Raw genomic sequence first — 17,747 nt, forward strand, 5'->3', positions numbered from 1 at the left:
CAAGAATGGGCGAACGTGCGGCTGCCGGCGGCGGAAAATGGGTCGATGTCGCCCCGGAGCGCTTGCCGCGATGGCTGGAGAACTTCGGGACCCGGCATGGCGCGTACACGGAAATGGGTTTGACCCTGATCGCCGCTGACGGCGCGACGGCGACGCTGAGCGCGCCCCCGGGCGCCGGTCCGGCCGAGACGGTGGCCGAGCTGATGCGCGAAGCGCAAGCGAGCCGGCGGCTGGGTCTTCTCCTGGCGCGCAAAGGCGCGATTGCGGTAGGCATCGCCGACGGCCCTGACCTGGTGGCTTCCAAGGTGGACACCCACTATGTGCAAGGGCGGACAGCGGCCGGCGGCTGGTCGCAGCAGCGCTTCGCGCGTCGCCGTGACAATCAGGCAAGAGCAGCGGCTGCCGACGGCGCCGGCATCGTCGAGCGCATTCTGCTGCCCGAGGTACGATCATTGGCCGCCGTTGTCACCGGAGGAGATCGTTCGGCGGTCGAGTCCGTGCTGGCATTGCGACACCTGGCACCGATCGCCGCACTCCGGGCCGGACGCCTTCTGGATGTGCCCGAGCCGCGGCGCGCGATCCTGGTGGACGCTGTCGCCGCGGCTCGCGCCGTGCCGATCCTGATAAAAGAGGCGTGATAAAAGAGGCGTGATGAAGGAAAGCGCTTAGCTGACCGCACCGGCCTTGAAGGTGTCGCACTGCTTCGGGTCGCCACTGTCGTAACCGACCCGGAACCACTGCTGCCGCTGCGCGGACGTGCCGTGGGTGAACTCCTCCGGGTTGATGTCGCCGCCACCCTTCTTCTGCAGGGTGTCGTCGCCGATCTGGCCGGCCGCCTGGATGCCCTCCTGGATGTCCTGGTCGGTGAGGCTCGTGAAGATCTTGTCGCCGTCCTTGTCGGTGGTGGTCGAAGCGGCGTTCGCCCACGCGCCGGCGTAACAGTCGGCCTGCAGCTCCAGCTTCACCGACTCGGCGTTGGCCGAGCCCGGGTCGCGTTCCTGCCGGCGCCGCATCTCCGCCTCGGTGCCGAGCACGTCCTGCACGTGGTGGCCGTACTCGTGGGCCAGAACGTAGGGCTGCGCGAACTCGCCCGGCGCGCCGAGCTGCTTCGACAGAACCTCGTAGAAGGTCAGGTCGATGTAGACCTTGTCGTCGGCCGGGCAGTAGAACGGCCCGACGCCGGAGTCGGCCGAGCCGCACCCGGTGCTCACCTGATTGGAGAAGATGTGTGTGACGGCCGGCTTGTACTGCTCGCCGAAGGATTCCGGCAGCTGGTCGCGCCAGTACGCCTGGATCGAGGTGACGAAGAGCCCATTGCGGCATTCGAGCGCCTGGAGCTTCTGGTCGCCGGTGCACTGGCTCAGCGGGGTGCCCGCCGACGAGCCGCCGGTGTCACCGCCCATCGTGTTGATCCCGAAGTATCCGCCGACCAGCGCGATGACGAGGGTGACGACGATGCCGGCCAGGCCACCGCCACCGATGGGCAAGCCACCGATGCCGCCACCACCACCGCCGGATCCCCGGCCGTCCTCGACCTGACTGGTGTCGATGTCCGCACGTTCATTGAGTTCCATGTCGTCCTGCCTTCGCCACGGTTGCCCGGCGAGTACCCGATGATCTTGTGAACTAATCGAGTGGGAGCTGGACGCGACAGCCGAGTAGTATGGCCGCGTGCTGCTCTGCGAAGGCTGACCTGCCCCGCGCCGACCGTCCAGGAGGATGGCCGGCGCTTTATTGCGCCCTGAGTCAGCCCGATCACCCGAGAGCGAGAAGCATAATGATCACCGCCACCGGACTGGAACTTCGAGCCGGCGCCCGGATCCTGATCTCCCCGACGACCCTGCGTGTGCAGCCCGGCGACCGGATCGGCCTGGTCGGCCGCAACGGCGCCGGCAAGACCACCACGCTGAAGGTGCTGGCCGGCGAGGGCACCCCGTACGCGGGAACCGTCGAGACGACGAGTGAGATCGGTTACCTGCCGCAGGACCCGCGGACCGGCGATCTGAACGTGACCGGCCGGGACCGTGTCCTCTCCGCCCGCGGCCTGGACACGATCCTCGCCGAGATGCAGAAACTCGAGATCGAGCTCGAGGAGAGCGCCGACGACAAGCTGGTGCGCCGGTACGGCCAGCTGGAGGACCGGTTCTCCGCCCTGGGCGGGTACGGCGCCGAGGCCGAGGCAGCCCGCATCTGTGCGAACCTGGGCCTGCCCGACCGTGCCCTGGCGCAGACCATCGGCACCCTCTCCGGCGGTCAGCGTCGCCGGATCGAGCTGGCCCGCATCCTGTTCGCCAACTCCGGGCAGAACGGCAAGGGCATCCTGCTGCTCGACGAACCGACAAACCACCTCGACCAGGACTCGATCTCCTGGCTGCGCGGTTACATGGCGCAACACAAGGGCGGCCTCATCGTGATCAGCCACGACGTCGAGCTGCTCGACGCCGCGGTCAACAAGGTCTGGTACCTGGACGCGAACCGCTCGGTCGTCGACATGTACAACATGGGCTGGAAGACGTACCTGGAAGCCCGCGAGACCGACGAGCGCCGCCGCCGCCGGGAGCGGGCAAACGCGGAGAAGAAGGCCGGCGCCCTGATGGCGCAGGCCGACAAGATGCGGGCCAAGGCCACCAAGACCGTTGCCGCACAGAACATGGCGAAGCGTGCCGAGAAACTGCTCGGTGGTCTTGAGGAGACGCGTACCTCGGACAAGGTGGCGAAGGTCCGGTTCCCGAACCCGGCTCCCTGCGGCAAGACTCCGCTGACCGCGGCCGGCCTGTCGAAGTCGTACGGATCGCTGGAGATCTTCACCGACGTCGACGTGGCCGTGGACCGCGGATCCCGGGTCGCCATCCTCGGGCTCAACGGCGCCGGCAAGACCACTCTGCTGCGGATGCTCGGCGGCCTGCTGGCGCCGGACACCGGCGAGGTACGCCCGGGCCACGGCCTGCGGCTGGGTTATTACGCCCAGGAGCACGAGACCCTCGACGTGGACCGCACCATCCTCGAGCACATGCGCAGCGCCGCCTCCGAGCAGACCGACACCGAGCTGCGCAAGATCCTGGGTGCCTTCCTCTTCTCCGGTGACGACGTCGACAAGCCGGCCGGTGTGCTCTCCGGTGGTGAGAAGACCCGTCTGGCCCTGGCCACGCTGGTCTGCTCCGGCGCCAACGTGCTGCTGCTCGACGAGCCGACGAACAACCTCGACCCGGTGAGCCGCGAGCAGGTCCTCGACGCGATCGCCAATTACCCGGGCGCGATCGTCCTCGTCAGTCATGACGCCGGCTGTGTGCAGGCGCTCAAGCCGGACCGCGCGATCCTGCTGCCGGACGGCGACGAGGACTCGTGGAGCGACGACATGCTGGAGCTCGTCGAACTCGCCTGAGCCTCGATCGGGGTGAATCTCAGGATCAACTGCATCGTCAGTTGTCAACTGGTGCCCACACAGACAGTGCGATGTTCGGGCGTTTGTGAACAGGTCGGGCGCGTCCGGGATCGCGTCGAACCCGTTCGATCGTCACCCCTCGGAGCGATCACGCCACTCTCCGGAGCGGTCAAGGCTCCCACCTGCGGGTCGTCTCGATCGAGTGTTTTTGCAGGTGATCGATGGTCTTGGCGAGAGTGCCCGACGATCGCACGCGGACCTGAATTGCCTCGCGGGATGCTGCCGGCAAACTGTCTGACATTGATGCCTGTGGTAACCGTCAAGTTCCTGACAGTAACAAATGGGCACGTTCGCGAGCGCTAGATACCTGGCGCATGATCGTTGGAGACGGTGTAATAGGTGAGACCGTATCTGACCGCACTGTCTGCGACGTGAGGATTCAAGATGGCAGCCACTGGCACAGCTACCAGTACTGAGAAGGGTCGTCGAATCGTCGGTAGCGAGCGGCAGTCGCTCGCCAAAGACCTGGTGAAGCGATACACCTCGGGTGAGAGCATCCGAGCGCTGGCCGCTTCCACCGGAAGGTCCTACGGATTCGTGCACCGCGTGCTCACCGAATCAGGAGTTCAGTTGCGCCAGCGTGGCGGCGCCCGCCGCCGTAAGAAGGCGTGACGACTGGCAACGCCCCGCCTGCGACCGACGAGGTAGGCGTTCGCTACGAACAGGACGGGCCGGTTGCGACGGTGACGTTGTGCCGGCCCGATGTTCTCAATGCCCAGACTCCGTCCATGTGGACGGAGTTCGGCAACATTTCGAGGAAATTACCCGGCGACGTACGCGTCGTCATTGTGCAAGCCGAAGGTCGTGCCTTTTCGGCGGGCCTGGATCTGTCGGTGGCACGCGGTGACGGACATTCTTCACTGGCCACGCTGGCACAGTTGTCCGCCACCGAGTGCGCCGATCGGATTGCCGGCTTCCAGACCGCGTTCACGTGGTTGCGCAACCCGTCCATTGTGACTATCGCCGCCGTACAAGGACACGCGATCGGTGCCGGCTTCCAGTTGGCACTGAACTGCGACATGCGTGTTCTCGCCGACGACGCGAAGTTCTCGATGGCCGAGGTGACTCTCGGCCTGGTGCCCGATCTGGGCGGAACCAAACGGCTCACCGAGCTGGTCGGTCCGTCCCGGGCGCTGGAGATCTGCGTCACCGGCCGCCGGATTCCGGCGGACGAGGCGGACCGGATCGGCTTGGCCACCGCCGTGGTGCCCAGGGCCGAGCTGGACGGCGCGGTGTCCGATCTCGCCGCAGCGGTGCTCGCCGCCGATACCGGCGCGGTCACCGAAATCAAAGCCCTGCTCGCGGGCGCACCCCAGAGGTCGTACGCGGAGCAGGACCGAGCGGAGCGTGAGGCGCAGACGCGGCGCCTGCGCGACCTGCTCGGATCCGGGGAGTAACGCGGAATAGCGTCCTTACCTCCCGGGTTGTCGTACCCACGTGGCAGGCTCCTGCTGTCTCGTCGAGCGACGCCCCGGGAGGTGACGCATGTCCATGCCCAGTTGGACCGTGCTGCGCTCGATCCAGAACTCCGACCAGGTGAACCGTCACCAGGTCACACCCGGCACAGCGCGCCGGATCCTGGATTTCGCCCGGCCCTATCGGCGCGACATCGCGATCTTCCTGGTGACCGTCGTGATCGCGGCCGGCATCGGTGTCGCCACGCCGCTGCTCGCCGGCCACGTCATCAACGCGATCACCGGCGGCGGGCCCGAGGCGGCCGGCACGGTGGTGCGGCTCGCGCTGTTCATCGCCGGGCTGGCGGTCGCCGACGCGCTGCTGTCGCTGGCACAGAGGTGGTACTCGTCGCGGATCGGCGAGGGGATCATCCTCACCCTGCGGACCCGGGTCTTCGATCACGTGCAGCGGATGCCGTTGCAGTTCTTCACGCGTACTCAGACCGGCGCCCTGGTGAGCCGGCTCAACAACGACGTGGTGGGCGCGCAGCGGGCGTTCACGTCGACCCTGTCCGGGGTGCTGAGCAACGTCATCCAGCTGCTGCTGACGGCGGCCGTGATGTTCACCCTGTCCTGGCAGATCACCGTGTTGTCGCTGGTGCTGCTGCCGGTCTTCATCATCCCGGCGCGGCGGGTCGGCAAACGGCTCGCTGAGATCACCCGCGAGTCGTACAACCTCGACGCCAAGATGAACGCGACGATGACCGAGCGCTTCAACGTCTCCGGTGCGCTGCTCGTCAAGCTTTTCGGGCGCCCCGACGCGGAGGCCGCGCGGTTCGGTGACCGCGCCGAGAGGGTACGCGACATCGGCATCCAGCAGGCGATGTACGGCCGGACCTTCTTCGTGGCGATGCTGCTGGTCGCCTCGCTGGCCCAGGCCCTGACATACGGGCTGGGCGGCTGGCTGGCGGTGCAGGGCCAGGTCTCGGCCGGCACCGTCGTCACCCTGGCCCTGTTGCTCACCCGGCTCTACGGTCCGCTCACCGCCCTCAGCAACGTCCGGGTCGACGTGATGAGCGCGCTCGTCTCGTTCGACCGGGTCTTCGAGGTGCTCGACCTCGATCCCGGCATCACCGAGAAACCCGATGCCGCACCGATCCCGGCCGGCGCCGGGCGCATCGAGTTCCGCGGCGTCCAGTTCCGATATCCGAGCGCCGACCAGGTCTCGCTCGCCACCCTTGAGGACGTCACCACCCTCGACCAGCGGGAAAACGAACTGGTCCTCGGCGGCGTCGACTTCACCGTCGAGCCGGGCCGGATGGTCGCCCTGGTCGGCCCGTCCGGCGCCGGCAAATCCACCACCTCGATGCTGCTCTCCCGGGTCTACGACGTCTCCGGGGGCGCGGTCCTGATCGGCGGCGTCGACGTGCGCGACACCACCCTCGCGTCGCTGCGCGACACGATCGGGGTGGTCACCCAGGACTCCCACCTCTTCCACGAGACGATCGCCGAAAATCTTCGGTACGCGTCACCCGGCGCCAGCGACGAGCAGATGTGGGCCGCCCTCGACGGCGCCCAGGTCGGCGATCTGGTCCGCGCCCTGCCCGACGGGCTGGACACGGTCGTCGGCGAGCGTGGCTACCGATTCTCCGGTGGCGAGAAACAGCGCATCGCGATCGCCCGGATCCTGCTGAAACAGCCGTCGATCGTGGTGCTCGACGAGGCCACCGCGCACCTCGACAGCGAGTCCGAGGCCGCCGTGCAGCGGGCACTGGGCGAGGCGCTGCGGGGGCGGACCGCTGTGGTCATCGCGCACCGGCTGTCGACCATCCGGGACGCCGACGAGATCCTGGTCCTCGACCACGGCCGCATCGTGGAGCGCGGCCGGCACACCGAGCTGATGTCAGCCGGAGGGCTGTACGCCGACCTCTACCGAACCCAGTTCACCACCGACTCGCCGATCAGGGTGGGCCCATGACCGGTCTGCTGATCACCCTCGTGGTCGTCGCGGTGTTGCTCTACGGCTTCTGGCGGTTCGCCGGCTGGGCCCGAGGCAAGGGCATCGGTGGCGGCGTGATGGGCCCGATCGACGAGATGTGGCATCCGTCAGCCGACCGCTTCCGCCGCGAGACCGCGGTCCACGAGCAGCGCGTCCTCCCACCCCGCCCGGGCGACGACCTCAGCAACAACTGACCGGCCCCACCCGCCCACGGGAGTCACCGCACCGGCACGAGGTCAGCAACGTCGGAGTGCAGTTTTGCCAAGCCGTGGTCGAAAGTGGCGAGCCGGCCCTGTCGAACGCGGGCGAGGTGAGCCAGGTAAGCGTCAGTGACCTGGCGATGACCGATTACTCCGTCCATCAGGACGGCATCGAACGGCGCATCGTCTGCCCAGAACTCGTGGCGAGGCAGAACCATCAGAGCCGATATCAAGGTCTTGGCTGTCTGAGCTGGCTGCCCTTCCCGGAGAAGAAGCCGAACCAGGCTGCCCTGAGTAATGGGGCAGGTGGCTATCACCTCCGAGCTCGACGCGAACCATGTCTGCGCGGCGTGGTGATGAACATGATCGTCGACGAGAAGGGCGATCAACACATTGGCGTCGAGCAGAACGGTCACTGTTCGTCGTCCAATGCTCGAACGTCGTCCGTGGTGATCGTGGCACCAAGATGGACGGTCGGCAGGCCGGTCACCGCGCTGGTCGAGATCTCTCCGCTGATGCCCTGGCCGAGACCACGCCGCATCAGCATGGCGACTGTCTCGCTGAGCGAGCGGGAGGTATCCCGAGCGATCGATGACGCCTGGCGGTGCAGGTCGTCGGGAAGATCGATCGTTGTCCGCATCACTCCAAGCTACACCGCCGCATCATGATGCGGTGATGCATTCGGGCGTCGGCGTGCCGAAAGACCAAGTGTCCTAGCTCGTTGCTTCGCGGAGGCGCAGGAACTCGGTTATCAGGGCGGGGAGCTGGAAGTGGGCGTTGAGGCCGCTCGGGTTGGGCAGCACCCACACCGGGGTTCCGCCGATCTGGTCGGGTTGCGGGCCCAGCCGGGCTTTCGGTCTGCCGAACGCGGTGCGGTACGCGGTCACGCCCAGGATTGCCACGTGGGTTGGTTCGGTTACGCGTACCACATGGGTCAGGAGCTTGCCGCCTGCGATGAGCTCGACCGGCGAGAGTTCGTCGGCGCGGGCCGTGGCCCGCGCGACGACGTTGGTGATCCCGAGGCCCAGCGATGGCAGCAGGTGTTGTTCGGAGGGGTGCAGGAGCCGGTCGGTGAAGCCGGCGCCGTGCAGGGCCGGCCAGAAACGATTGCCGGGACGGGCGAAATGGTGGCCGGTCGCCGCGGAGTACAGGCTCGGGTTGATGCCGGAGAAGAGCACGCGCAGGTGCGGCCCGACGACATCGGGAATGGTCCGCCCGGCGGCAGCGGCGATCTCGTCGGCGGACGGCTTGTTCACAGCGTGCGCATCGAGCCGCCGTCGACGGTGACCGCTGTTCCGGTCACGTAGCTCGCGGCGGGGGAGAGCAGGAAGGCGGCTACGCGGCCGTACTCCGGGGGCTCGCCGATGCGGCGCAGCGGGATGGCGCCGGCCACCTGCGCTGTCGCGGACGCCGGGTCGTCGGCGGCCTCGAACAGCTCGCGGCTGCGGTCGGTCATGAAGCGGCCCGGCAGGATGCTGAGCACCCGTACGCCACGCGGGCCGAACTCGTCGGCCATGTCCTTCGCGACCATGGCGAGGCCCGGCCGCAGGCCGTTGGAGAGCCCGAGCCCGGCGAGCGGCGTCTTCACCGAGGTGGAGAGCACCAGACCGACCGCGCCACCCTCGGGCAGCGACGACGCGAACGTCCGGGCCGCACGGACCGAACCCAGGAAGACCGTGTCGAACGCTTGCCGCCACTGGTCGTCGGTCATGCTCGCGGCCGAACCGGGCGCCGGCCCGCCGACCGAGACCAGGGCGCCGTCGAGCCGCCCGAAACGTTCGAGAGCGGTGTCGACCAGCTCGCGTGGCGTACCCGGGTCGCTGAGGTCGGCGGCCACCCCGGCGGCGTGTTCCGGCCCGCCGAGATCGGCCACCGCGCCGGCGACGTGGTCCGCCGAGCGCGACGAGATCACCACCCGGGCGCCGTCGTCGACCAGCGCCTGCGCGGTGGCGAAGCCGAGACCGCGCGAGGCCCCGGTGAGGATGTAGACGCGTCCAGCCAACCCGAGATCCATGACTAGATCCTGCCACTCCCGGTCCGGTGGTGCTCCGCTCACTCGGTGTCACCTGTCCCTCGGAAGCGATCGCGGCAGGACCGGCCACAGGGGACGAACTCAACCCATCGGCCAGGCCAGCAGGGCCAGCATTGCCAGGGAACCGCCCACCAGGTACGGGCCCATCGCGATGTGGGCGTCCCGCTGCACCCGGCGGGTGAGCAGCAGGCCGGCCGCCACCAGGCCGCTGCCGAGGAACGCCAGGAACAGCACACCCAGCACGGTGCCCCAGCCCCACCAGCCGAACAGCGCCGCGATCGAGACCACCAGCTTCACGTCGCCGAGGCCGAGACCACGCGGCCCGAGCAGCAGGGCCGGCACGAGCAGCCCGGCACCGTACGCCAGCGCGCACAGCACCGACCGGCCCAGCGCGTCCCACTGCCCGCCGGTCGCCGCGGCGACCGTCTCCAGGACCAGCACCCCGGCCAGTGCGGCGCCGGTGAGCGGGTCGGGCAGCCGATGCACCCGCAGGTCGATGAAGAGCAGCGGCACGGCGCAGGCCACCCACCAGCCGATGGCGAACCCCATCGGCACCGACGGCGCGGCGAGGACGGCGAGCCCGGTGCCGATCACGGTGAGAACCTCGAGCAGGTACGGCGGCGCACCGAGCTGGGTGCCGCAGCCGCCGCATCGGCCCACCGGCAGCAGCGCCGACCCGGCGGCGGTGGCCGGGCGCAGCGGCAGGCCGCAGCCGGCACAGGCGGTCCGGACCGCGGCGCCGGGCTCGACCGCGTACCGGGCCGCCAGCAGGCGCAGACCGGGGGCGAGCGCCAGTAGCATCGCCGTGCGAGCCCGGTGCCGAGTTCCGGGCCCGGAGGCCTCGGCCGATCCGCGCCCCATCAGGTTGCCCACCCCGCTTCGAAGGACGTTACGGCGCTGATCGATTGGTGAACGACCTGTCATGGTGGGTCGCAGTCGATCCATGCTGCCGATGTGGCGTATCACTGTCGTGTCAGGACGTGTCGCAGCCAACCACATGAGTGCCACACCGTGCAGGCCGCGTCATCGGGGGAAGGGCCCAACGACGGACATCACGATGATCGGGGGGCACGGGTGAGTGGGAGGTCGTTCGCGCTCAGTGGCGGCGGACGGCCTCTTCTACCACGTCCAGGACGCGGGCCAGCTCGCCCGGCGGGCGGCCGGTCGCCAGGTGCAGGACCAGGCCGTCGTACGCCAGCTCCAGGAACTGGGTGAGCACCTCGACCGGCACGTCCTGGCGCAGCACCCCGGCGTCACGCTGACGCTCCAGGCGCTCCCGGGTGGCGTCGGCGATCGCGGCCGAGCGCTCCGCCCAGCGTTTCGCGAACGCGGGATCGGTCCGCAGCCGGTGCGCCACCTCCAGCTGGGTGCCGAGCCAGCCGGCCGTGTCGCCCTCGCTGCCGCCGGCCCGGGCCAGCAGGTCACGCATCACCTGGACGAGGCCGTTGCGGGTGACCGTCTCCACCATCGTGGCCGCGTCATCCTCGGCAACCGCGAGGAAGAGCGACTCCTTGTCACGAAAATGGTGGAAAATCGCTCCACGGGACATGCCCGTGGCCTCCTCGAGGCGGCGGACCGTGGCGCCCTCATATCCGAACCTCGCGAAACACGCGCGAGCCGCCGTGAGGATCTCGTGGCGGCGCGCGTCTAGCTGGTCCTGACTAACCCGGGGCACGCGCTGATCGTGTCATGGGGCGGTCAGGTCTTGCAATCCGTACGTACGGCTTTTTAAACGGGGGCATCGCTCGATCGGATGATGCGAATTCCGGGCTTTTGTTAACACTCCTGGACTGTCAGGTTTGGCAGCGCCTCACGTAAGGTGCCCGGGTGCCTCTAGTCTTCCTCGCTCTGGACGACACCCTGCTTGATCGCGGCGGTGCGTTCCGTCTGTGGGCTAAAGGCTTCATCGACGAGATAGCCGCGCCGCAGGAAGATCTCGACTGGCTGGTCTCCGTGGACGCCGACGGGCTGACCTCGCGGTGGGACCTCGCCGACCTGATCCGGGACCGCTACCAGCTACGAATCCCGTCCATCGATCTCGTGGACGAGCTCAACGTGGGACCGCAGGCGTTCGAGCGTCTCGATCCGATGGTGGGCTGTGCGCTCGAGATCGCCGGCGACGCGGGACTGATCCCCGTCGTGGTCACCAACGGTCCTGCCGAGCAGCAGGAGGCGCGCATTCGGCGTACCGGTCTGGACCGCTATGTTGCCGACTGGGTGATTTCGGAGCAGTGCGGGGTGAGCAAGCCGAACCCGAGAATCTTTGCGCTGGCCGCCCAGCGGGTCCGGATGCGCCTCGCCGGCGCGTGGGTGGTCGGCGACAGCCCGGAAGCGGACATCGGGGGCGCGGCCGCGATGGGCTTGCCGAGCGTGTGGCTGCACCGAGGCCGCGAGTGGGTGGACAGCAGGTTCGCCCCGACGAAGGTGGTCGGCAACGTGATCCAGGGGATCTCCGCGATCATGGCGACCCGCTGAATTAAATAGGTTGCGCGGGGCTCGGTACTTGAGGAGAGTCGTCCGCGTTGGTTATTCCGAGAGAGAGAAGGGGGTGGACACCGTGGCCGTCTTTGTGATGCCTGCCGTCCAGATATCCCTGTTTACTTCTTTCTCTGAGGAGACCCTCCAGTGCGCGAGCACTCGATGCGGCGTGGACGCCGCAAGTTCGACGACGACGAACCAGACTTTCTGAAGCGCGGCCGGCTGGAGCCGGCTCTGCACGAGGACCCCGACCTCCCCCCGACCGGCGATCGCTGGTCAACCTGGGATGGCGCTCTACACGGTCCAATTCCCAGACCCGATTGGGTACGCACGGAGCACGGCGCTGTCGACACCGAACTCGGCATCCTGAAAACCGGCAAGGAAGCCGACGTTTTCCTGGTCCGCCGGGCAGTGCCTGATTCCGGGCAGGTCTCACTGCTGGCCGCCAAGCGTTACCGCGACGGCGAGCACCGGCTGTTCCACCGCGACGCCGGATACCTGGAGGGCCGTCGCGTGCGGCGCTCCCGGGAGATGCGCGCCATGACCAATCGCACGGCGTTCGGCAAGGAAATGATCGCCGGGCAGTGGGCGGCCGCCGAGTTCGACGCGCTCGGCCGGCTGTGGCAGATCGGCCAGGAGAGTGGCCTGGTCTGCGTGCCGTACCCGGTCCAGCTCATCGGCACCGAAGTGATGCTCGAATTCATCGGCGACTGGGAGACCGGCGAGGCCGCACCCCGGCTGGCCCAGGTGCGGGCGAACCCGGACGAACTGGCCGACCTCTGGCGCCAGATGACCGACGCCCTGTCGGTCCTGGCCCGCGCCCAGGTCGCCCACGGCGACCTGTCGCCCTACAACACTCTGGTACGCGACGGACGACTCGTTCTCATCGACCTGCCCCAGATCGTCGACGTGATCGCCAACCCGCGCGGCGCCGAGTTCATCGCCCGTGACGTCAACAACGTGGCAGCGTGGTTCCGCTCCCGGGGCCTGCCGGTCGACCCGGAGGCCCTGATCGAACGCCTCCACTACGAGGCAGGCCTCCGCTGACCGCGCCGGCGTGCTCTCCGCAGCCCGGGCTGCCTCTCACACACGCGCCACGGTCCGGGGCGGCTGGGGCGCGCGCGTCATGGTCCGGCGTGGCGGCGGGGTGTTGTCTCCGGCTCGGGGCGGGGCCGGGGTGTTGTCTCCGGCTCGGGGCGGGGCCGGGGTGTTGTCTCCGGCTCGGGGCGGGGCCGGGCAGGCGTCCGGTTCCCGGTCCGCGGCCGCCGCGTCCACGGCGGCCGCGACCGGGGCCACGTCACTGGATGTAGCCCTCCACCTCGCTGACGGCGTGCGCCTGCTCGGAGTCCGGGTCGTTCCCGGCCGTGCGGGCCGCACGCCGGCGGCGCAGCAGGTCCCAGCACTGGTCCAGCGATTCCTCGAGATCCTTCAGCCGGGCGTGCTCCTCATCCGAGGAGATCGTGCCCTGGCTCAGCTGCTGGCGGAGCTGGTGCTCCTCGTCGACCAAACCGTGAATCCGGCTCAGCACCGTCTTGTCATCCATTCCCGAAGCCTATTCACCCCACCGCACCCCAGCCCCACCCACCCAGCGTGTTCCCCGCCATGCCGCGACCCGCCATGCCGCGCGAGCCGTAGCCCATGTAGGTCATCCGCCCCGATGACCTACATAAGCGACGGCTCGCTCTGCCAGCCACCCAGTCGCCCAGCCGTGCAGCCGCCCAGTCCAGCAGGTCCGACATGGCCGGCTTGCGCTTACGGTCGTGCTGCAACGTTTCAAGGCGACCGTGAGCGCCAGCCAGACCTGCCTGCGGCCCCGCGTCGCGCCCGCACTCACGCCGCGCAGGCCGCGCCCGCACTCGCGCGCCCGCACTCGCGCGCCCGCGCCCGCCCTCGCGCGCCCGCCCTCGCGCGGTCTGGGCCACTGACTGGATGCGACATGGATTTGACGGTGTTGATCGGTGTTTTTAGATTTCTGGCGTGGGCTGGATTCAGAGGTTGCGGCAGGCGGCCGGTGACGGGGGCGTGGGTACGCGCCGAGCGGTGGAAGCGGTCGATGATGCCGCGCGTGCTTTTCGGGTGGGTGATGCGGCGCGGGCGGCTGAGCGTGGGGGTGAGGCTGTCCGGATGCTGCGGGAACTCGTGGACGAAGGGGTGCGGGCGGCGGAGCCGGTGCTGGTGCGGGCGCTGGACAACCAGTCGGGTCATGTCGCTGTGCTCGGGCGTTCGGAGGACGCGCTCGCGCTCGCCGCTGAGGCCGCCGGGCTGGCCAGGGCTGATCCGGCGTGGGGGCAGTTGCTGGCTACCGCGTTGGTGACGCTTGCGAACCGGCTGGTGAAAGCGGGCCGGCTGGCGGAGGCGCTGGACGCAGAGCGGGAGGCTACCGGGATTGTCGAGGCTTATCCGGAGCCGGTTCTGGCGCGCGGGATGTCGGCTCTCGCGGCCGGGCTCGCTGAGGCCGGGGAGCATGCCGAGGCCGTGGTGATCAGCGAGCGGGCGCTGGCGATGTGGCGGACGCTGGCCGGGCGGGATCCCGGCGCGGACGAGCGGCTCGGGCAGTCGTTGAGCGAGCATGCTGATCGGCTCTATGAGCTGGGGCGCTGGGCCGACGCGGTGGAGCTGAGCGCTGAGTGTGTGTCGCATCATCGGCGGAGCGCCGAGCAGCAGCTCGCCGCTGACCTGCGGCGGCATGCGGTGTTCCTGGAGAAGGTGGGACGGGAGCACGAGGCGGCCGCGGCGGCGGAGGAAGCGGAGAAAGCGGAGAAAGCGGAAAGCCCCGCCTCGAAATGAGACGGGGCTTGCCGGGCAAAATCAATCAGCTGCGGAGCATCTTGCGCAGGACGTACTGCAGGATGCCGCCGTTGCGGTAGTAGTCCGCCTCGCCGGGGGTGTCGATCCGGACGACGGCGTCGAATTCGAGGCCGGTGTCCGTGGTGACCTTCACGGTACGCGGGGTGGTGCCGTTGTTGAGCTCGGTGACGCCGGTGAACGAGAAGGTCTCGGTGCCGGTGAGGCCGAGCGATTCGGCGTTCTGGCCCGCCGGGTACTGCAGCGGGAGCACGCCCATGCCGATCAGGTTCGAGCGGTGGATGCGCTCGTAGCTCTCGGCGATGACGGCGCGGACGCCGAGGAGCATGGTGCCCTTGGCCGCCCAGTCACGCGACGAGCCGGAGCCGTACTCCTTGCCGGCCAGGATGACCAGCGGGATGCCGGCTTCCTGGTACGCCACCGACGCGTCGAAGATCGTGGTCTGCTCGCCGGTCAGGTGGTTGACCGTGAAGCCGCCCTCGACATCGTTCAGCAGCTGGTTGCGCAGCCGGATGTTGGCGAACGTGCCACGGATCATGACCTCGTGGTTGCCGCGGCGCGAGCCGTAGCTGTTGAACTCGGCGCGCGGAACGCCGTGCTCGGCGAGGTACTTGCCGGCCGGGGAGTCCGCCTTGATCGAGCTGGCCGGCGAGATGTGGTCGGTGGTGACCGAGTCGCCGAGCTTCGCCAGCACGCGAGCGCCGGCGATGTCGTTCACCGGCGACGGGTCGGCCGACATGCCCTCGAAGTACGGGGGCTTCCGCACGTAGGTGGACTCGCTGTCCCACGCGAAGGTGTTGCCGGTCGGGGTGGGCAGCGACTGCCACTGCTCGTCGCCGGCGAAGACGTTCTGGTACGCCTGGCTGAAGCCCTCGGCGCCGATCGCCTGCGCGATGGTGTCGTCGATCTCCTTGGCGGACGGCCAGATCTCGTTGAGATAGACCGGCTTGCCGTCCGAACCCGTGCCGAGCGGCTCGGTGGTGATGTCGATGTCCATCGAGCCCGCCAGGGCGTACGCCACCACGAGCGGCGGGGACGCCAGGTAGTTCATCTTGACGTCCGGGTTGATCCGGCCCTCGAAGTTCCGGTTGCCGGAGAGGACGGACACCGCGGTCAGGTCGGCCTCGTTGATCGCGGCCGAGACCTCCTCGGGCAGCGGGCCCGAGTTGCCGATGCAGGTCGTGCAGCCGTAACCGACCAGGTTGAAACCGATCTTGTCCAGGTACGGCGTGAGGCCGGACCGGTCGTAGTAGTCGGAGACGACCTTGGAACCGGGCGCGAGGGTGGTCTTGACCCACGGCTTGCGGGTCAGGCCACGCTCGACGGCCTTTTTCGCGAGCAGCGCCGCACCGATCATGACCTGCGGGTTCGAGGTGTTCGTGCAGGAGGTGATGGCGGCGATGACAACGGCGCCGTGGTCGAGCTCGTACGTCACCCCGTCGTCACCCTTGACCACGGTGGGCTTCGAGGTGCGGCCGGTGGCACCGAGCGCGGCGCTGAAGGCGTGCGGCTTGTCGGCCTCGTCCTGGACGCCGTTGGCCGGGGCGTCGGAGGCAGGGAAGGACTCCTCGCTGGCCTCGTCAGCGTGACCGTGCGGCGCGGCGTAGGTCGGCAGCGCCTGCCGGAACGACTCCTTCGCGGAGGAGAGCAGCACCCGGTCCTGTGGACGCTTCGGGCCGGCCAGCGACGGAACGATCGTCGACAGGTCCAGCTCGAGCTTCTCCGAGTAGTCCGGCTCCGCGTTCGGGTCGAGCCACAGGCCCTGCCGCTTCGCGTACGCCTCGACGAGCGCGATCTCCTCTGCGGACCGCCCGGTCAGCTTGAGGTAGTCGATGGTCTGCTCGTCGATCGGGAAGATCGCCACGGTCGAGCCGTACTCCGGCGACATGTTGCCGATGGTGGCCCGGTTCGCCAGCGGCACGACGCTCACGCCGGGGCCGTAGAACTCGACGAACTTGCTGACCACACCGTGCTTGCGCAGCATCTCGGTGATGGTCAGGACCAGGTCGGTGGCGGTGGTGCCGGCCGGCGCCTCGCCGAACAGCTTGAAGCCGACGACCCGCGGGATCAGCATGCTGACCGGCTGGCCGAGCATCGCGGCCTCGGCCTCGATGCCGCCGACGCCCCAGCCCAGCACACCCAGGCCGTTGACCATCGTGGTGTGCGAGTCGGTGCCGACCACGGTGTCCGGGTACGCCTGCCCGTTGCGCTCCATGATCGTGCGAGCCAGGAACTCGATGTTGACCTGGTGCACGATGCCGGTGCCCGGCGGGACGACCTTGAACTCGTTGAACGCGGTCTGTCCCCAGCGCAGGAACTGGTAGCGCTCGCGGTTGCGCTGGTACTCCAGCTCCACGTTGCGCTGGAACGCGTCCTCGCGGCCGAACAGGTCGGCGATGACCGAGTGGTCGATGACCAGCTCGGCCGGCGCGAGCGGGTTGACCTTGGTGGGGTCGCCACCGAGGTCCTTTACCGCTTCACGCATGGTGGCCAGGTCGACCACGCAGGGAACGCCGGTGAAGTCCTGCATCAGCACCCGTGCCGGGGTGAACTGAATTTCGACACTCGGGTCGGCGTTCTGGTCCCAGCTGCCGAGCGCGTTGATGTGGTCGGCGGTGATGTTCGCGCCGTCCTCAGTGCGCAGCAGGTTCTCCAGGAGGATCTTCAAGGAGTAGGGCAGACGATCGTGCCCCTTCACCTTGTCGATCGTGAAAATCTCGTAGCTCGCGTCTCCGACGCGCAGCTCGCTCTTCGCACCAAAGGTGTCGAGGCTGGCCACCGTCTTCTCCTTCACACCCAGCGACTGGAAGTCAAGTCTTTCGCACCGAAAGGGCGACCTTCGGGTTAGGTAGGCCTAACTCTCGGTTCACGTCTTCTGTAAACCGTACGTCCGTCTTGCTAACTCTCGCAAGGCGGGGTCCACCTGCCGATCCTCTCAGCCCCGGCCGCGTTTGGGATTTTGGATAGATGGGCATACGCGCCGCATGACGGCACCGGTGCACACCGACGAGCTCACCGACTTCTTCGGACGTTACGGAGCGGCACTGACCACCGGCGATGTCGCGGCGATCGCCAATTGCCACGCACTGCCCGGACTGGTGGTCTCCGACTCGTACAGCTTCACGTTCAGCTCGCCCGCCGCTGTGGCGCTGTCGTTTCTCGGGGCCGCGCCCGCGTACCGCGAGCATCGGATCGTCGCGGCGCACGCGCAGCTGCTCGCCGTGCAGCAGCTCTCCAAGGCTCTCACGCTGGTGTCGGTCGAGTGGGAGTACCTGGACAACGAGGGTGGGGCGGTCCCCGGCGAGCGGTACCGGTATCTCATCCGCACCGGCGCGGACGGTCCGCTGATCACCACGGTCATCGCCACACGCTGAGCCGACCTCTGCGACCATGGTCC

19 protein-coding genes are annotated in these 17,747 nt (G+C 68.5%); 10 read left to right on the plus strand and 9 right to left on the minus strand.

Annotated features, from left to right (window positions below; genetic code table 11):
* Positions 1–5 precede the first annotated feature (5 nt).
* Complete coding sequence (locus tag ACQP2E_RS08505; RefSeq protein WP_433829562.1) at positions 6–638, plus strand: acVLRF1 family peptidyl-tRNA hydrolase; 633 nt, start codon at positions 6–8, stop codon at positions 636–638.
* A 27-nt stretch (positions 639–665) separates the two neighbouring features.
* Here ACQP2E_RS08505 and ypfJ read toward each other — a convergent pair whose 3' ends face one another.
* Entirely contained in the window at positions 666–1,574 is a 909-nt protein-coding gene (ypfJ, locus tag ACQP2E_RS08510) for a KPN_02809 family neutral zinc metallopeptidase (protein ID WP_433829564.1), read from the minus strand.
* 203 nt (positions 1,575–1,777) lie between these two features.
* On the opposite strand from ypfJ, the gene ACQP2E_RS08515 reads away from it, so the two are divergent.
* The 5 genes from ACQP2E_RS08515 to ACQP2E_RS08535 all read left to right on the plus strand — a co-directional run bounded on the left by ACQP2E_RS08515 (position 1,778) and on the right by ACQP2E_RS08535 (position 7,029).
* Positions 1,778–3,382, plus strand: a complete 1,605-nt coding sequence (locus ACQP2E_RS08515) for an ABC-F family ATP-binding cassette domain-containing protein (RefSeq protein WP_433829566.1) — start codon at positions 1,778–1,780, stop codon at positions 3,380–3,382.
* Positions 3,383–3,826: 444 nt separating this feature from the next.
* Entirely contained in the window at positions 3,827–4,054 is a 228-nt protein-coding gene (locus ACQP2E_RS08520) for a helix-turn-helix domain-containing protein (RefSeq protein WP_014441759.1), read from the plus strand.
* A complete protein-coding gene (locus ACQP2E_RS08525) occupies positions 4,051–4,839 on the plus strand; it encodes an enoyl-CoA hydratase/isomerase family protein (protein ID WP_433829570.1) in 789 nt (262 codons plus the stop codon). The genes ACQP2E_RS08520 and ACQP2E_RS08525 overlap by 4 nt, the downstream gene beginning before the upstream one ends.
* A gap of 88 nt (positions 4,840–4,927) precedes the next feature.
* Positions 4,928–6,814, plus strand: a complete 1,887-nt coding sequence (locus ACQP2E_RS08530; RefSeq protein WP_433829572.1) for an ABC transporter ATP-binding protein — start codon at positions 4,928–4,930, stop codon at positions 6,812–6,814.
* Positions 6,811–7,029, plus strand: a complete 219-nt coding sequence (locus tag ACQP2E_RS08535) for a hypothetical protein (RefSeq protein ID WP_433829574.1) — start codon at positions 6,811–6,813, stop codon at positions 7,027–7,029. Before ACQP2E_RS08530 ends, ACQP2E_RS08535 begins: the two co-directional genes overlap by 4 nt.
* Before the next feature lie 23 nt (positions 7,030–7,052).
* Here ACQP2E_RS08535 and ACQP2E_RS08540 read toward each other — a convergent pair whose 3' ends face one another.
* The 6 genes from ACQP2E_RS08540 to ACQP2E_RS08565 all read right to left on the minus strand — a co-directional run bounded on the left by ACQP2E_RS08540 (position 7,053) and on the right by ACQP2E_RS08565 (position 10,742).
* Entirely contained in the window at positions 7,053–7,451 is a 399-nt protein-coding gene (locus tag ACQP2E_RS08540; protein ID WP_433829576.1) for a TA system VapC family ribonuclease toxin, read from the minus strand.
* Positions 7,448–7,675, minus strand: coding sequence for a hypothetical protein (locus ACQP2E_RS08545; RefSeq protein WP_433829578.1), 228 nt, complete (start codon positions 7,673–7,675; stop codon positions 7,448–7,450). Before ACQP2E_RS08545 ends, ACQP2E_RS08540 begins: the two co-directional genes overlap by 4 nt.
* Positions 7,676–7,748: 73 nt before the next feature.
* Entirely contained in the window at positions 7,749–8,291 is a 543-nt protein-coding gene (gene mug, locus ACQP2E_RS08550; protein ID WP_433829580.1) for a G/U mismatch-specific DNA glycosylase, read from the minus strand.
* Positions 8,288–9,049 (minus strand): SDR family oxidoreductase, encoded by a 762-nt coding sequence (locus ACQP2E_RS08555; RefSeq protein ID WP_433829582.1) that lies wholly within the window; start codon positions 9,047–9,049, stop codon positions 8,288–8,290. The genes mug and ACQP2E_RS08555 overlap by 4 nt, the downstream gene beginning before the upstream one ends.
* 99 nt (positions 9,050–9,148) lie before the next feature.
* Positions 9,149–9,928, minus strand: coding sequence for a prepilin peptidase (locus tag ACQP2E_RS08560; protein WP_433829584.1), 780 nt, complete (start codon positions 9,926–9,928; stop codon positions 9,149–9,151).
* A 235-nt stretch (positions 9,929–10,163) separates the two neighbouring features.
* Positions 10,164–10,742 carry a TetR/AcrR family transcriptional regulator gene (locus ACQP2E_RS08565; RefSeq protein ID WP_111650147.1) on the minus strand — a complete coding sequence of 193 codons (579 nt, stop codon included), beginning with the start codon at positions 10,740–10,742 and terminating at the stop codon, positions 10,164–10,166.
* 152 nt (positions 10,743–10,894) lie between these two features.
* On the opposite strand from ACQP2E_RS08565, the gene ACQP2E_RS08570 reads away from it, so the two are divergent.
* Both ACQP2E_RS08570 and ACQP2E_RS08575 read left to right on the plus strand, forming a co-directional pair.
* Positions 10,895–11,542, plus strand: coding sequence for an HAD family hydrolase (locus ACQP2E_RS08570; RefSeq protein WP_111650146.1), 648 nt, complete (start codon positions 10,895–10,897; stop codon positions 11,540–11,542).
* A gap of 150 nt (positions 11,543–11,692) precedes the next feature.
* A complete protein-coding gene (locus ACQP2E_RS08575; RefSeq protein ID WP_433829587.1) occupies positions 11,693–12,592 on the plus strand; it encodes a serine protein kinase RIO in 900 nt (299 codons plus the stop codon).
* A gap of 250 nt (positions 12,593–12,842) precedes the next feature.
* Here ACQP2E_RS08575 and ACQP2E_RS08580 read toward each other — a convergent pair whose 3' ends face one another.
* A complete protein-coding gene (locus tag ACQP2E_RS08580) occupies positions 12,843–13,088 on the minus strand; it encodes a DUF2630 family protein (protein ID WP_433829589.1) in 246 nt (81 codons plus the stop codon).
* A 581-nt stretch (positions 13,089–13,669) separates the two neighbouring features.
* Here ACQP2E_RS08580 and ACQP2E_RS08585 point away from each other — a divergent pair.
* Positions 13,670–14,332, plus strand: coding sequence for a tetratricopeptide repeat protein (locus tag ACQP2E_RS08585; protein WP_433829591.1), 663 nt, complete (start codon positions 13,670–13,672; stop codon positions 14,330–14,332).
* A gap of 25 nt (positions 14,333–14,357) precedes the next feature.
* Here the strand turns inward: ACQP2E_RS08585 and acnA are convergent, their stop codons facing one another.
* The gene (gene acnA / locus ACQP2E_RS08590) at positions 14,358–17,144 is read right to left on the minus strand and encodes an aconitate hydratase AcnA (protein WP_433829593.1); all 2,787 of its coding nucleotides are present in this window, start codon (positions 17,142–17,144) and stop codon (positions 14,358–14,360) included.
* A 190-nt stretch (positions 17,145–17,334) separates the two neighbouring features.
* Here acnA and ACQP2E_RS08595 point away from each other — a divergent pair, with 190 nt between their 5' ends.
* Entirely contained in the window at positions 17,335–17,724 is a 390-nt protein-coding gene (locus tag ACQP2E_RS08595; protein WP_433829595.1) for a hypothetical protein, read from the plus strand.
* Positions 17,725–17,747: the final 23 nt, after the last annotated feature.

The sequence above is a fragment of the Actinoplanes sp. CA-015351 genome, from assembly GCF_050955685.1.
Classification (GTDB): domain Bacteria; phylum Actinomycetota; class Actinomycetes; order Mycobacteriales; family Micromonosporaceae; genus Actinoplanes.